Annotated in this window: 14 protein-coding genes and 2 tRNA genes; 6 read left to right on the forward strand and 10 right to left on the reverse strand. The window is 62.3% G+C overall.

From position 1 onward, the window contains the following. Positions 1–138: 138 nt before the first annotated feature. Positions 139–1,227 (forward strand): alpha/beta fold hydrolase, encoded by a 1,089-nt coding sequence (locus tag ACFW6D_RS29510; protein WP_379333502.1) that lies wholly within the window; start codon positions 139–141, stop codon positions 1,225–1,227. Between the two features lie 97 nt (positions 1,228–1,324). On the opposite strand, the gene ACFW6D_RS29515 is transcribed toward ACFW6D_RS29510, so the two are convergent. Together ACFW6D_RS29515 and ACFW6D_RS29520 are read right to left on the reverse strand one after the other, a co-directional pair. Further along, positions 1,325–2,644 carry an alpha/beta hydrolase family protein gene (locus tag ACFW6D_RS29515; RefSeq protein WP_379333504.1) on the reverse strand — a complete coding sequence of 440 codons (1,320 nt, stop codon included), beginning with the start codon at positions 2,642–2,644 and terminating at the stop codon, positions 1,325–1,327. Between the two features lie 34 nt (positions 2,645–2,678). After that, positions 2,679–3,248: an ArsR/SmtB family transcription factor gene (locus ACFW6D_RS29520; protein ID WP_379333506.1), complete on the reverse strand. Its 570-nt coding sequence runs from the start codon at positions 3,246–3,248 to the stop codon at positions 2,679–2,681. A 110-nt stretch (positions 3,249–3,358) separates the two neighbouring features. Between ACFW6D_RS29520 and ACFW6D_RS29525 the strand changes: the two genes are divergently transcribed. From ACFW6D_RS29525 to ACFW6D_RS29535, 3 genes are all read left to right on the forward strand, one after another. Further along, the gene (locus ACFW6D_RS29525) at positions 3,359–4,240 is read left to right on the forward strand and encodes a hypothetical protein (protein ID WP_379333508.1); all 882 of its coding nucleotides are present in this window, start codon (positions 3,359–3,361) and stop codon (positions 4,238–4,240) included. 82 nt (positions 4,241–4,322) lie between these two features. After that, positions 4,323–4,985: a pyridoxal 5'-phosphate synthase gene (locus ACFW6D_RS29530; protein WP_379333549.1), complete on the forward strand. Its 663-nt coding sequence runs from the start codon at positions 4,323–4,325 to the stop codon at positions 4,983–4,985. A gap of 50 nt (positions 4,986–5,035) precedes the next feature. Continuing rightward, entirely contained in the window at positions 5,036–6,088 is a 1,053-nt protein-coding gene (locus tag ACFW6D_RS29535; RefSeq protein ID WP_379333510.1) for a transposase, read from the forward strand. 101 nt (positions 6,089–6,189) lie between these two features. On the opposite strand, the gene ACFW6D_RS29540 is transcribed toward ACFW6D_RS29535, so the two are convergent. Both ACFW6D_RS29540 and ACFW6D_RS29545 read right to left on the reverse strand, forming a co-directional pair. Further along, a tRNA-Tyr gene (locus ACFW6D_RS29540) sits at positions 6,190–6,280 on the reverse strand. A gap of 505 nt (positions 6,281–6,785) precedes the next feature. Next, positions 6,786–7,178: a hypothetical protein gene (locus ACFW6D_RS29545; protein ID WP_379333512.1), complete on the reverse strand. Its 393-nt coding sequence runs from the start codon at positions 7,176–7,178 to the stop codon at positions 6,786–6,788. Between the two features lie 550 nt (positions 7,179–7,728). Here ACFW6D_RS29545 and ACFW6D_RS29550 point away from each other — a divergent pair. After that, entirely contained in the window at positions 7,729–8,958 is a 1,230-nt protein-coding gene (locus tag ACFW6D_RS29550) for a hypothetical protein (protein ID WP_379333514.1), read from the forward strand. Between the two features lie 521 nt (positions 8,959–9,479). Here the strand turns inward: ACFW6D_RS29550 and ACFW6D_RS29555 are convergent. From ACFW6D_RS29555 to ACFW6D_RS29570, 4 genes are all read right to left on the reverse strand, one after another. After that, entirely contained in the window at positions 9,480–9,965 is a 486-nt protein-coding gene (locus tag ACFW6D_RS29555) for a hypothetical protein (RefSeq protein ID WP_379333516.1), read from the reverse strand. A 156-nt stretch (positions 9,966–10,121) separates the two neighbouring features. Next, positions 10,122–10,325 (reverse strand): hypothetical protein, encoded by a 204-nt coding sequence (locus ACFW6D_RS29560; protein ID WP_379333518.1) that lies wholly within the window; start codon positions 10,323–10,325, stop codon positions 10,122–10,124. Next, positions 10,322–10,564, reverse strand: a complete 243-nt coding sequence (locus ACFW6D_RS29565) for a hypothetical protein (protein ID WP_379333520.1) — start codon at positions 10,562–10,564, stop codon at positions 10,322–10,324. The genes ACFW6D_RS29560 and ACFW6D_RS29565 overlap by 4 nt, the downstream gene beginning before the upstream one ends. A gap of 77 nt (positions 10,565–10,641) precedes the next feature. Next, positions 10,642–10,959, reverse strand: coding sequence for a hypothetical protein (locus ACFW6D_RS29570; protein ID WP_379333522.1), 318 nt, complete (start codon positions 10,957–10,959; stop codon positions 10,642–10,644). A gap of 195 nt (positions 10,960–11,154) precedes the next feature. Between ACFW6D_RS29570 and ACFW6D_RS29575 the strand changes: the two genes are divergently transcribed. Then, positions 11,155–12,360, forward strand: coding sequence for a hypothetical protein (locus ACFW6D_RS29575; RefSeq protein WP_379333524.1), 1,206 nt, complete (start codon positions 11,155–11,157; stop codon positions 12,358–12,360). A gap of 348 nt (positions 12,361–12,708) precedes the next feature. On the opposite strand, the gene ACFW6D_RS29580 is transcribed toward ACFW6D_RS29575, so the two are convergent. Both ACFW6D_RS29580 and ACFW6D_RS29585 read right to left on the reverse strand, forming a co-directional pair. After that, a tRNA-Thr gene (locus ACFW6D_RS29580) sits at positions 12,709–12,784 on the reverse strand. Between the two features lie 86 nt (positions 12,785–12,870). Beyond that, positions 12,871–13,158, reverse strand: a complete 288-nt coding sequence (locus ACFW6D_RS29585; RefSeq protein ID WP_379333526.1) for a hypothetical protein — start codon at positions 13,156–13,158, stop codon at positions 12,871–12,873. Positions 13,159–13,201: the final 43 nt, after the last annotated feature.

Genomic DNA, 13,201 nt, shown 5'->3' on the forward strand with positions numbered 1-13,201 from the left:
CCGGCGAAATCAGGCGATTTCACAGTGATGGAGCCCACAGCAACCCAGTTCACAACAAGTGGGACACCCCGACCCGCTAACACTAGCTAGCACCCCAGCTCGCACTGTACGGTGGCCTACGACACAAAGGAGTGCCACATGCTTGCGAAGTCGATGATGACGGTTGCGGCAGCGCGAACCAAGGTCTCGCAGTTCGAGACCGGCGCACTGACCGCACAGTTCCGTGCCGGACTACGGACCCGCAGTTTCGCCACCGCGAAACTCAACGCCCCCACCGCCGAGCACCGGGTCGTCCCGGTGACCACCGCGGACGGCGCGCAGCTCCGAGTCCACGTCTACGGTCCCGATACCGCTCCCACCCTGGTGCTCGTCCACGGCTGGGCCTGCAGCATCGAGTACTGGAACCCGCAGATCAGCGCCTTCGCCGGCGAGTACCGCGTGGTCAGCTACGACCAGCGCGGTCACGGCGAATCCACCCTCGGCACCGTCGCCCCCAGCGAGAACACCCTGGCCGACGACCTGTCCGCCGTCCTCGACGCAACGCTGCATGCAGACGAGAAGGCCGTCCTGGCCGGGCACAGCATGGGCGGGCTCACTATCCAAGCCTGGGCCAAGCACCACCCCGAGCAGGTGTCGGCACGCGCGTCGGCCGTCCTGCTCGCCAACACCGCCAATGCCGCGATCCGCTGGGAAACCGACATGCTGCCGGTGCTGAACAAGCAGCTCACCGTCGCGCAGTACCCGGTGACCCTGCTCGGCGCGCCGGTGCGGATGCCGCAGCCGGTGAGCGAGTCGCTACTGTTCGCGCCGCTGCCGATCCCCGGCGGCTGGCTCACCCAGCAGATCTTCCGCAGTCGCATTCTGACCCCGGAGGCCACCGCCGACGAGGTCGATTTCGCGATGGGCATCATCCGTTCCTGCCGCCCGGTCGCGCGTGGCCGCCACGCCGCCGCCATGGCCGACATGGATCTGTCGGAAGGCACCGCCAATCTGAACGTGCCGACCACCGTGATCGCCAGCGCCAGGGATCGCCTGCTCCCGCAGCGTCTTTCGCGTCCGATCGTCGACATCCTGCGTCGCACCGGCCATCTGGCCGATTTCCAGGTGCTGCCGCACGGCCACCTCAGCAATATCGAAGACACCGTCGCCTTCGACACCGTGCTCCACCAGATTCTGCGCAGCTCCATGAACTCTCGGGCCACTCGCCGCAACGTCGCTGCCCGCTGACCCGAGCCAGTTCTCCTGAGACCGATCAACGGCGATCGGCTCAGGGGTAACTCGAACCGAGGCCCCCGATCTCACCGATCGGGGGCCTCACTCGTTGTCAGGGCCTGAGCAGGCCCCAGTAGACGGACCAGAGTGTGAAACCGATTCCGGCGCAGACGATCATGGCCCATCGGATCTGTTGTCCAGTGCCTTGGGGACGGCGGACGACGACGAAGCCGAGCGCGACCACCGCGCCGCAGGCGATCACCTGCAAAGCCACCCAGGGCAGGGTGCGGCCGAACAGCAGTGGACCGAATTCCGTCGCCCTCGATGATGCGACGAACAGCAGTTGCGCGAAGGCGCCCATGATGCCGATTACCGACGCTGCCAACAGGATTCGTGCCGGTGCCACGCTGGGTAGCCGCCATGCTTCGACAAAGCCGGTCAGTGCGTAACCGAGCAGTGCGAGCACTGTCACCGCCAAGAGGATGAGCTGGGCCGTGGGCGACTCCCACCACTTCAGCGGAGACAACGGTGTCACCGAATGCCCTTGCGCTGCAGGAGGATCGGCTTGCACATTTGCGCTGCCAGGTAGCCCGTTCACCCAGTCGCCCATGAGCTGGGCATAGCCGGGTGCCAGCTCGTCGCCCTTGTCGAAACCGTCGGTCGTTGTGAAGCCGCCGTGCTGGGCATTCTCTAGTGTGCGCAAGGCGTAGTTCGTTTTTCCGGCGCGGTCGAAGACTTCCTGAAAGCCGCGCAGGCTGTCGCCCGGCGGGGTCAGCCGATCCAGCTCACCCCAGATTCCCAGCACCGGCTGTTGGATCCGGGCCAGCACGGGCAGCGGGTTGTAGTCTGCCTGCGCGAACAACCCCGCACCCGCCATCACCCGGATCCCATTGCGCCCCAGCACATCGACCATCGAGCCACGAACACCCGCAGCCTCGAATCTGGTCTCGTTGGCCCAGGTCTGCTGTGCGGCCGGTGCGCCCGAGTTGGCGCCGATGGTGATCAGGAACGCGGCGTCGGCCGACCGCGACACCGCCAGCGGCGCGACCCAGCCGCCCTCCGACAGTCCCCAGATCCCAACCTTCGCCGGGTCCACCTCCGTCCGATTACGCAGTGCCGCAACAGCACTGAGCGCATCGTCGGCGAGCAGGGAGTAGTCGCGGTGGGCGGGGGTGTAGTTCTCGGCGCGCTTGTCGTAGCGCAGCGCGACGATGCCTTCGCGCGCCAAAGCCGCTGCTACTTGGTCATATTGCGGGCTTTTCTCGGTTCCCGAGCCGTGGACGAGCACTACGCCGGGTCGGCCGGTCGCGCCAGCCGGGGCGTGGATCGTGCCGTTGGTGATCGTTGCATCAGAACGGGTGAACGTGATGTCGGTGGTGGTGATGTCACCGGCCCGCGCGACCGGAGCACCAACCATGATTGCGGCGATCATGCTGGCAAACAAGGCAATTCGAAGAAGCATGGTTCTACTCGTTCATTCCTGGCGCCGGAAAGGCGATGAACCGGGTCAGCACCCGGCGCGTGCCCGGCCTGCCCTCGGCGTGGGTGGACTGGAATCGTTTGAGGAGTGCGAGGTAGTCCTCACAGAAGGCGTCGAGTTCCTCGCGGGTCGCGTAGATCGCACCGCGGGAGAACGGCATCGCATCGGCCCAGTCGCCAAGGTGGTCGCGTTCTGCCCGGAACCGCTGGAACGTCTCGATGTCCTCGGTGATGTGCTGCGCGACAAGCCCTTCCAGCAGCTCCCGCATCTCCGGTGACTGACCCTTGTCCAACCGATAGCGCAGATCCTTCGGCGGCGAACGCCACCATCGCTCCTTACCCTTCGCCAGCTCGGGCGCCTCCTCGATGAAGCCGTGTTCGGCGAGTTGGCGCAGGTGGTAGCTGGTGGCGCCGGTGTTCTCCTCCAGCCTCGCCGCCAAGGCAGTCGCAGTCGCCGGGCCGCGCTCGGCGAGCGCGCGCAGGATGCGCTGACGAAGGGGGTGCGCGAGCGCTCGCAGCGCGGCGGGATCGGTGATCTCTCTGGGCGGTACGTCCATAGTTGCACAGTACTCTTTGCACAAATAACTGTGCAAAGAACTTTATGCAACGCTGGGCCGTCAGCCGTGGCACTATCGACAGCACACTCGTCTCCAGAGACGGAGGGCCCGTGTACATCTACACCAACCTGTCCGCCGCACTGCGCGACAAGACCTCGCCGCTACGCGAGTACCTACACGAACGATTTCCCCACACCAGGGGCGTGCAGGCCGAATACCGGCGCGAAGCAGGCCCCCTCCTGGTCGACACCGGCGGCGCCAACCCCGCCACCCTCGGCGCCGCCTTCGACTTCTCCGTCCGCTTCCTGCTCGTCCCCGACCACGCACCGGTCCTACCGCTGCTCGGCTTCTTCGGCCACCCCCGCGAGTCGGCCGTCGTCGAATCGGTGATCGGAACCGCCCAGGCCGCCGTCGCCCCCACCGCCCCCGACGTCGACCGCCTCAGCCGAGCCTGCTGGGCCCTTGCCCTGTGCACCGACGTCTACCGCCGCGGCCTACTCCGCGACTCAGCCCTCGACACCCTCCTCAGAACCGGCCGCTTCACCCCCGACCACCTCCTATCCCTCACACCCCCCGACGCAATCCGCCAACTCTGGGAACTCCGAGGCCTAGCCGAAGACCACCTCCTCCCCCACCTACACCCACCGACCTTCCCCGGCCCCACCTTCGACGCCTCCACCCTCTGCAACGCCGACGCCGACCTCATCAGCGCAGGCCTACTCCTAGACCTCAAAACCCACCTCGGCCCCAAGAACCAGCGCACAGGAGTCCGCTCCGACTCCCTGTCCTCCAACGACCTCTACCAGGCAATCGCCTACGCCCTCTTCGACCACACCAACACCTACGCCCTGACCCACGTAGGCATCTACTCAGCCCGCTACGCCCACCTCGCCACCTGGCCCCTCCCCACCCTCCTCACCACCCTCGCAGGCCGCGACATAGACATCGCCCACGAACGCGAAACAGTCTGGGACCTGCTGGGCGGCCATTGAATTCAGCGCGCACGTTCCCAGCCCTCTACCGTCGACGTCAGGCGTCCGCCGCCGCGGCGGAAACGGTGAAAGGGTGGAAACGGTGGGTTCGATTGACGGATTGCGCGATATCTTGCGGGGGCTTCCAGTCCTGAAAGGCACTGCGCCAGAGTTCGATCCACTGAACGTGCCCGACAGCCCGGTCGAACTGTTCGCACACTGGTTCCGGACCGCGGTCGACGCAGGTGCAGTCGAACCGCATGCCATGACGCTGTCGACGGCCGATGCGGACGGACGCCCCTCCGCACGAGTGCTGATCCTGAAGGATGTCGACGCCGCCGGCTGGCATTTCGCGATCAACGCGGGCAGCCGGAAAGGCCGCGAGATCGCCGCGCGGCCAATGGCATCGTTGACGTTCTACTGGCCGGAGCTGGTCCGACAGGTCCGAGTGTCGGGACCGGTAGTCGCGGACGCGCCGGAAATAGCCGCCGCGGACTTCCTCGCCCGACCGCTCGGATCCCGGCAAATGGCACTGACCGCCCGCCAGAGCCAGCCATACCGGGAAGACTCCGAACTCGACGACGCCCTCGAACGCGCCAGCCGAGCACTCGAAGCAGATCCCGACCAGGTACCGGCCGAATGGATGTCGTACGCGGTCCAGCCGGACGAAGTTGAGTTCTGGCAAGGCGATCCAGCCCGCCGCCACACACGCCTTCGTTACGACCTCGCCAACGAACAGTGGACCCGCACCCGCCTATGGCCGTAGCCCGACCAACCGATTCCGGGCTCTGACTTGCCGAAACGCATAATGGGCGGATGTCCGAACCGCTGCCCACTCCCGTTGACCACCATCAGTTCGTCGTAGGCGCAGCGACGGCCGAGACATACGAGCCGTCCGAGTCCGGCAGCGTGCTGGAGGTCGGACAGAACTTCGTCACCGTCCGGACCGGCATCGCCTACGGACCCGTGTGGCTGACGGTGACCGTCCTGGACAACGCACCGCCGGACGACGCGGACTGGGAGGTGGTCGAGGAAGCCGACGTCCAGATCACCAAAGCCGTCCACGTTCTCGGTCTCGACGGTACCCACACGCCCGGGTTCGACCGCGTTCCTGTTCGTCGGGGGCGCTACCGCTGCCGGGTGTCGGGCCGAGGGCGTGACCAGCACTGGGATCTGGAGGTGTCGCAACCCTCGGAGTCGTATCTAGTGCAGTTCTGGAAGGTCGCGCGGCCGACACCAATGGTTCGGCTCCGCAAGACCGACAACGTCCACGACGAAGGCATCGTGACTCATCCCGGTCGCAACTGGTGGGATCCCGATCCTGCCGCCGACGCGACGATCGCCGTGCGCTACGGATACGAATACGTCGCCGAACAAGCCAAGAAACAAGCTCGCCGATGGGGTGGGCGCCCGCCGACAGACAAGATCAGCGGCCTCAACCACGCAGAGGAATTCGCCTATCTCGACAGAGCCTTGGTCGATGCGATCGCACGAGCACGAGTAACGAAATTGCGCACCATCGCGGTCTGGGCCGCCGAGTACGCCTGCACGGCAACTGGGGCCGCTCGAGCCGATTGGGTACAAACCGCGCTCGCCGCCCTACCCGACGGTGGTCCGCTCCCGGAACCGTTCGACGCCCCCGACCTTCATTTCCGCATCATCGACGCGCTGGGCGGTGACCAACTGGCCGCGTCCGGTGTGTGGGCGATCCGACGCGCCCTGCACCCAGAACCACTACGAGCGGTATTCGACACGTTGGGATCCGCCGCCAGAGCACTCGACAACGACCACGCCACGCTGATCGCCGACCTGCGCGCGCAATTCTTCCCGAAGCTCATGCCCGCCGAGGAGTACGAACGCTGGATCTGAGGATGCGGTTCGAGTTGTGGCACATCCGTGGCACGCCGAGCCATCGTCCGACCAACCACAAGGGCCCCTGAATGCGGATTCGCATATCAGAGGCCCTGAAGTGGAGCCGCCTGGGGGAATCGAACCCCCGACCTTTTCATTACAGGTCGTCACGACTACTACAGACGACCATCGACTGTCAATCAAGGCAGCCGTACCGCTCTGATCAGCATAAACGACTACTACGGAGGGCTATCGACTACCGAATATGCGTTCGATGCCTAGCGATGGGCACGGAATTAGTTGGGATTAAGCTGGGGGTCATAGGGCATCCGGCACGGGCGTGTCCCATACGACACGCTGAGCAGTTAGATGCAGCGGCAAATCGGTGGCCATCTTGAGTGACGGGGGGCAGGATGGCATCGCACCCGATACCCGGAGCTACTAGCAATCATCGTCTCCGTCGTTGGTCGGCGGCCGCCTCCGCACGGTCAGCGAATCCACTTGTAGCGGTCTCGTTAGAGGCTTCCACGATGCGGTCGTCGGGCTCGCAATCCATCGATATGCTGCCCTCGTGCTAGTCTTGTCCTGTCAGGAGCGGGACTCGGTCCTACTGGTTCGCAACCAGGCGTTCCACAGAAGTGGGAGATCCAAGTTCGAACCTTGGCGGCCCTCCAGAGGGCTGTAGCTCAATTGGCAGAGCACCACTTTTTCTTCTCTAGATCGCTCTTTTGATGGCATCCACAAGTTCTGCCTCTGTTAGAGAAAGCGGTCCATAGTACTGCCTTGCGGTGCCTCTAGCGGTTCTAATACCTGCCGTGGTCTTTATAGAATTCGGGTCATTCTCCAGAATTTCCTCAATGACCATATCGGCCCACATACTTCTAGATATAGCCCCCTGGAGCATTACATTTGTTTCACGCTCCAAGGTTTTCGTGACCGCCAGAGCAAGAAGCATCTCACCATAACCGAAAGTTACCGCCTGTCCAGCAGCGAGATTTCGAGGACTCCGTTTTGCTACTTTTTCCCATGCCCCCTCCACTGCAAGATTCCAATTTGACAAGTCGTTAACAAGCGCGCCGTCCACCTTACCCCCGAGTGGATCGTGCAATTTCTCATCCTGCGCAACGTGTCAATCTGAACGCGGGCAATACTACTGAAATTTCCGCGACTAGCTGTCGCAATCAGATCATGTTGTGTCGCTAATTTGCTATTGCTAGCCGCTCCAGAATTACACAGAGTCGCGACCTCCAGAAGCTCCACACAACTCTTTAGATAATCCTCATGCAGAGCGAGAATGTAAGGGACCGCCATTGCACCCAGGTATGTATCGGCCGAGTCGAGGACCTGGCGGGCCGAGTCAGTGGAAAGATTGAAGCGATGGATGTGTGGAACATTGGGAAATACTTCCGGCAATAGAGAGTTAGACCCTTCAGTTATCTGTAAGAAGTGCCCTGCAAGTCCAGCGCCTGATAGCAGGCCCATCATCGCATTGCTAGTCTCAATTCGGGTTGCTTGATAGCTCCGATACTTCGCGTATTTTACGACTGGTTGGTTGACCACAGATCGGATGTTACACGCAGCGCGAGGTTGCACGCCAATAACACACCACATGGTCTCGAACTACCATACATCCACAAACAGACCCTATAATTGCGCCTATGTCCGTGGGTCGATACGCCAATATTCCACTTCAAGATAACCTTGACAAAGACCGAAATGGGGCTATATTTCTTCTCCGCAAAGAACCCGTACAAGATGTAGCAATCAAAATGGCAGGCTGGACTGTCGAAGTTAGCCGGGGGCTAAAGGCGGTTGTGGTCCATGGCAGCAAGGGCAATACGTTCGAAGATACCTTCGACCATGCGCTCCTGGCCGCAAACAACGGTCTCGACTATATGTCATTCCGCGGCCAATGCGATGTTGCCATTGCTAGTGCCTTTGATGACTGCATCGTCTGGTGGCCAGAGTCCAGTCGGGTGGTAATGCGCACGCAAATGACCCACACATCGGTGTCGCATTCGAGCGCGACCGTCGTTGCTATGGACTCCACTGGTAGGGAAATCCCGCAAGCGCCAGCACCAACACCACTCCAACATGACGCTTTTCGCTACCTTCGGATGTCTAGAACTTCTGAGTATCTATATGATTCCCATCGCAATATGTTCCTCGCGCTCGAATCAATCCTGAGTGAAATACACCCCCGAACCGAGAAAGGAGAGCGCTTATGGTTTCGAAATGCCTTACGTGAGGCACATAAGATAGAACCGATGGACACACTGGCCGCACCAAACGTATCTAACCCATTGAATTGGATATGCAATAACCTGTATAGTAATGAACGGTCAGGTCTTATGCATGCGAAGTCGAAAAGCTCTTATCACCTTCCGCAAGACCATCGAAAGCGCGAGCGTATTGAATCGTCACTTAGGCGCCTGTCTAACTACACCATTAGCTTGCTGGAGAAACAACTCGGGATAACCCATAATTCGAGTGGCCTCGCACAGCCCGGGTGGGAGATGATGATGAAAGGTTTCCTTCCAAAAATGAGGCTAGCCATAACCGATGACCAAACCAAACTGGAAATCGATTCCGATGCGCAACCCTCCACCGCTGTAGGTAGTTCTGTTGTTGTTCTCAACCAAGGCCCTGTGGTAGCCGACGGCAGCGAGCCATTCATGATTACTACGATGGGCGATTGCAGCCGAGGCGATTTGGAGCAGTTGAAGGGTGTCTACAAGATTGGGCTCTTCTCCGAGGACAACGATCTGATGATCGCGGCCGAGTTCTTCGCAGGATTGCATTTGGGTGATGATGTGGATCGATTCGAGGTAAAACTTGGGATGCGAAACGTAAACAGTACTGGTCCGCGGAGTCATTTTTCGGCCTGATGGGTGGCTCAATTCATGCTCGATTGCGTTCGTCACTACCTACGGCAGTGTATGCAAGCTATGACAAATCTTTACAGTGGAATGGATGGCAAGCCCCGGATGGGGCGCGGCAGCATTCGCGACTGATTAGTCAGTTCGGTTTGTATCGTTCGCTTAGTAGCGCTCGGACATCTAGTCTAGCCGGTTAGGTGCGCCCGCCCGGGTGCCTCCGGAGCGTAGCGGAGGGGCGCCCTGGGGCGGCGCGTTCGAGCTCTTGATGTTGTAGAGAGAAATTCGGCAAAGTTTCTCACCTCAAACTGAAACCTACTCAGCTGGGTTACCGGCCTCTCTTCTTTTTCTGTTCATCTCCGGGGGACCCAGCTTCATCTTTCCCAGACTTCTACTCCCCCACAACCCATCCCAAAGCTGCCTATGGACCTGCCAGACAACCAAAGGACTGCACAAACCTGAGCTGAGCGATCGGGCAACGGCATGCCGGCCGGATGCGCGCGCTGGATCCTGGCTGGTGCGGAGAAGGAGAGTTAGGGGAGTTCTGGATCTGCCAGTAGCACCATGCGGTCGGCCGCCGGGTCGAACCCGAGGAGTGGGTAACCGTATTGCCCCTCGGCGCCCATGAACACTGGTTTGCCCAGTCGACGGCCGATCGCGCACACGAAGTCGCACAGGGTATCCACTCCCGTCTGACCTTGCAGCTCACGAAGGTCCACGTCGAAATCGACCTGGGTAGCGGACATCGGCCAAAGGGTCACTTGCACGCCCGGAGCAGGCCAGACGTGCAGCCTGACATATTCCGCATCTGCGGGGCGCGGCAGCACCTCGGCAGCAGGCGGTAACGGTCGCACGATGTCGCCTTCCATGTAGTCCCACGTCCACCCGCTGGACTGAACTAGGTCGAACACCGCCTGCCAGTCTTCAATCGTGGCACCTAGCACCCACAGATCCGGCAGGGAACCCATCAGGTTGGGGTTGAAGAAGTTCTTGACGTCGTCCCACAGCAGATCTGGCATCCGGCCATGCTGCCAGGGCGCTCTATCGGGCCGCACCCTGATTTCATCGCTCCATCAAGGAATAAGCGGCCACAGCTAGCAGCCGATTGATCTCTACCCTTCACCATCGCGCGCCACTTGGGGTCGTCTGTTGGCCTCAGGTTTTGTGCCACGGTGTCACGGATCAGCAGAGTAGGCCGTGCCGGATTCGGCTGCGGTCAACCATGTTTCGATCTGATCGAGGGTGCCGGTGCACACCACACGAAAGGCGTTGTCCAACGCCCACCCGTACGGCGGTTCACTCGCCGGGCGCAAACCGAGGTTGCGTCTTGCAGCGCGTTCGGTGAGCTTTGCCACCCTGTGCTTGATCGGCTCAGTCATTCGCGCTCGGCCTTCCTTTCCACGTGACGAGCGATCGCGGGATAGACGGTGACGATGGTGATCGCCGCCTCGTCCAATGTTTCGAGCGCGCCGACGGGCAGATGATCGAGCGAGGGAACGACGACGGCTACTGCGCCGAGTTCGCTGCAGGTGCAGAGCAATGCTTCCATGGTGGTGTAGGCGAGGTCGATAACCCGCGGGCTCTTGTACCCGAGTTCGGTGGCGCGGTCCGAGATCATGCCCCGGTCCCATGGTTCGGATAGGCCAGAGATCGACGTGTTGAGGACGCAGATCGCAACCGCGCGTGTGTCGGCTGTCATCGGTCTTCCCGTCCGTCAAGGCGCATCGCGCCCGACTCGACCAAGGTGGCTCGGGCGCGACGACGTACCGCGCAGACGTGCAGGACGCAGTCGATGTGAACTTGCATCGCGAGGTGCGCTTGTGGGCCGCTCATCGGGCCTGGATCTGAACCGCACGACCACATTCCGCGTTCGCCACCATGGCCGGGGCGGGTGAAGGTCGGGCAGCCGAATTGTTTGGCCAACGCGGCGCGCTCGATGTGGTCGCGTTGGAGTTGGTCGATGATGCCGTCCACGGTCAGGATGCCGCGTTCGCTCTGGCCGCTCCCGAACATGTCGCCCCCCGTGATTGGTGTGGTTAAGGTCTCTGCGGGGTGTTCGGCAGTCAGCACGTCCTCCCCGGGCACATGTTCAGAACACCACGCTGTGACCTCGGCTTACAGCGATAAGCTGTTGACAACAACGGATTTGGGATCTGTCAACGATGGGGCGGATGCGCTATGGATGACATAGCTTCACGATTGCTCGGCATGGAGGCCGACCGAACGGGCCGGACGCTGCGACAGCTTCGGATCGCCCGCCAACTCTCGTTGCGCGACTTGGCCGGAGTGCTGTTTTGCGATCACACCTGGCTCTGCAAAGTCGAGAGCGGAACGCGGTGGCCGAAGGATCGCGGGTGGGCCGAGCAAGCCGATCTCGCGCTCAATGGCGGGGGCCTGCTGGTGGCGGCGTGGGACGCCGATCAAGTCGACCAGGCGCGACGGATCGACACCGTGAAGATGCTCGAGCGGGCGAAACGGGAATCGGAAGCGCTGCTCGCATTGCCCGACGCGGCCGACCTTGACGATATCGAGCAGGGCATCGCTGACATCGCAGTGAAAGCGCGTTTCGAGGCGTACGACCGGACGTTGGAACGGGCACTGGACCTGCGAGCCGAGCTGACGCGGCGGGTACGGGAAGGCGCACACTCGCCCGAACAGTTGCGGTCGCTCTATGTCGCGTTGGGCCGGGTCTGTGGGGTGCTGTCGTATCTGACTCTGGACCTCGGCCAGTCGGAGACCGCCGCCGTTCATGCGCAGGCGGCGTTCACGCTCGGGGAGCGCGCTGGCCACGATCCACTGAGGGCATGGGCGCGCGGTACTCAGGCGCTCGCGTTCCGGTTCACCAAGGATTTCGAGGCGGCACGCGACGCTGCACAGGATGGTTTGAACTACGTCTCGCGCTCGACTGGCACGACCGAGCCTCGCCTGTTGTGCGGCCTTGCCGCCTCGGTGGCGAACCTCGGCGACTCGACGGCCGCGATCGAACTACTTGACCACGCGGAGCGGGCACGCGAACGCGCAGGCGAAGATGAGGTAGGCGGACTCTTCCGGTTCTCCGAAGCCAAGCAGATCTACTACCGGGGGTTCTCGCTGATGTGGGCCGACGACCCGGCCGTACTGCGCAAGTCCGCCCTTGCGTCCGAGGACGCTATTCGCGCGTGGCAGGTTCAGCGCTCCCCCGGCGACGAAATGCTGTCGCAGATCTATTTGGCGTCGGCATCGGCGCGGCTGGGCGATCTCGATGCGAGCTTGGCCGCTGTAGACCCGGTCCTGATGACCCCGATCAGCGCTCACTTCTCCTGGGTCCGCAAACGACTCCGCCAGTTGGATGAGCTTCTGGCCGAACACTTTCCAGACTCGGCCGTAGCCGCCGACGCGCGTGAACGTCTGCGGGCATACGTGCTCGCTGCATGAACGCTGCCGACAGCCCCGCGGCGTCGAAGATTGTCGCGACCGCGTGGCGGAAGCTGTGCGGAACGATGTCGTCGGGCGGTCCGATCGCCTCCCGAACCCGTTCCCGAACCCGTCGCCATTCAGCCGCCACGTTATTGGGATCACGCAACCGCCCTCGCGTCACCGCTGACGTGCTCGGACATGTCGATCCGGCGATGACTCAGCGGCATTACATGGCGCGTGGGCGAACTCACGAAGCGGCGGCCGACGTTTTGCACCGCGCGGTGACAGGCGAGGCCAGTTAGTTGGGAAAACGAGGTCAGGGCGGCTGCCGGGACACATCCCGATAGCCGCCCTGACCTGGCGTTATGGAGCCGCCTGGGGGAATCGAACCCCCGACCTTTTCATTACGAGTGAAGCGCTCTACCGACTGAGCTAAGGCGGCGTACCTTTCGGCGGTGCGAGTCTATCGCCTCCGGGTCAGAACGCGAAAACTGCAGGTCATCGTGGGACTCGGAAGTGGATGTTCGGTCAGCAGGAGGGCTGGAACGGGTAGCACTGTGGCGGTGGGGTCGTTGTCGTTGGCGGTGGGGATGAGGGCGCGGCCGGTGCGGCTGACGGCTGTGTGATGGTGGTGGCTGTCGGTGTAGCAGCGGGGTCGGCGGAGGCCATGTTGGCGATGGTCAGGACGATCAGCAGGAATATCACCCCGCCCACAAGTGCGGCGAAGACCCACAGGATGGGCATGTGGGATGCGCTGCGATAGCCGGCGACGTGCAGGGACCGGTAGCGCCCCGGCCTGGCCTTGCGTCTACTCACCGGTGGGACCTGTCTACGTGGCGCCCACCCTGGAACTGTCCCC

Source organism: Nocardia sp. NPDC058705 (assembly GCF_042749305.1).
Classification (GTDB): domain Bacteria; phylum Actinomycetota; class Actinomycetes; order Mycobacteriales; family Mycobacteriaceae; genus Nocardia.

Coding starts and splice junctions, on each gene's coding strand:
- ACFW6D_RS29565 (WP_379333520.1), bottom strand. CDS start 10,564: ATGATCTCGGACCGCGCCACCGAACTCGGGTACAAGAGCCCGCGGGTT.
- ACFW6D_RS29570 (WP_379333522.1), bottom strand. CDS start 10,959: ATGTTCGGGAGCGGCCAGAGCGAACGCGGCATCCTGACCGTGGACGGC.
- ACFW6D_RS29555 (WP_379333516.1), bottom strand. CDS start 9,965: ATGCCAGATCTGCTGTGGGACGACGTCAAGAACTTCTTCAACCCCAAC.
- ACFW6D_RS29575 (WP_379333524.1), top strand. CDS start 11,155: ATGGAGGCCGACCGAACGGGCCGGACGCTGCGACAGCTTCGGATCGCC.
- ACFW6D_RS29520 (WP_379333506.1), bottom strand. CDS start 3,248: ATGGACGTACCGCCCAGAGAGATCACCGATCCCGCCGCGCTGCGAGCG.
- ACFW6D_RS29560 (WP_379333518.1), bottom strand. CDS start 10,325: ATGACTGAGCCGATCAAGCACAGGGTGGCAAAGCTCACCGAACGCGCT.
- ACFW6D_RS29550 (WP_379333514.1), top strand. CDS start 7,729: ATGTCCGTGGGTCGATACGCCAATATTCCACTTCAAGATAACCTTGAC.
- ACFW6D_RS29510 (WP_379333502.1), top strand. CDS start 139: ATGCTTGCGAAGTCGATGATGACGGTTGCGGCAGCGCGAACCAAGGTC.
- ACFW6D_RS29515 (WP_379333504.1), bottom strand. CDS start 2,644: ATGATCGCCGCAATCATGGTTGGTGCTCCGGTCGCGCGGGCCGGTGAC.
- ACFW6D_RS29535 (WP_379333510.1), top strand. CDS start 5,036: ATGTCCGAACCGCTGCCCACTCCCGTTGACCACCATCAGTTCGTCGTA.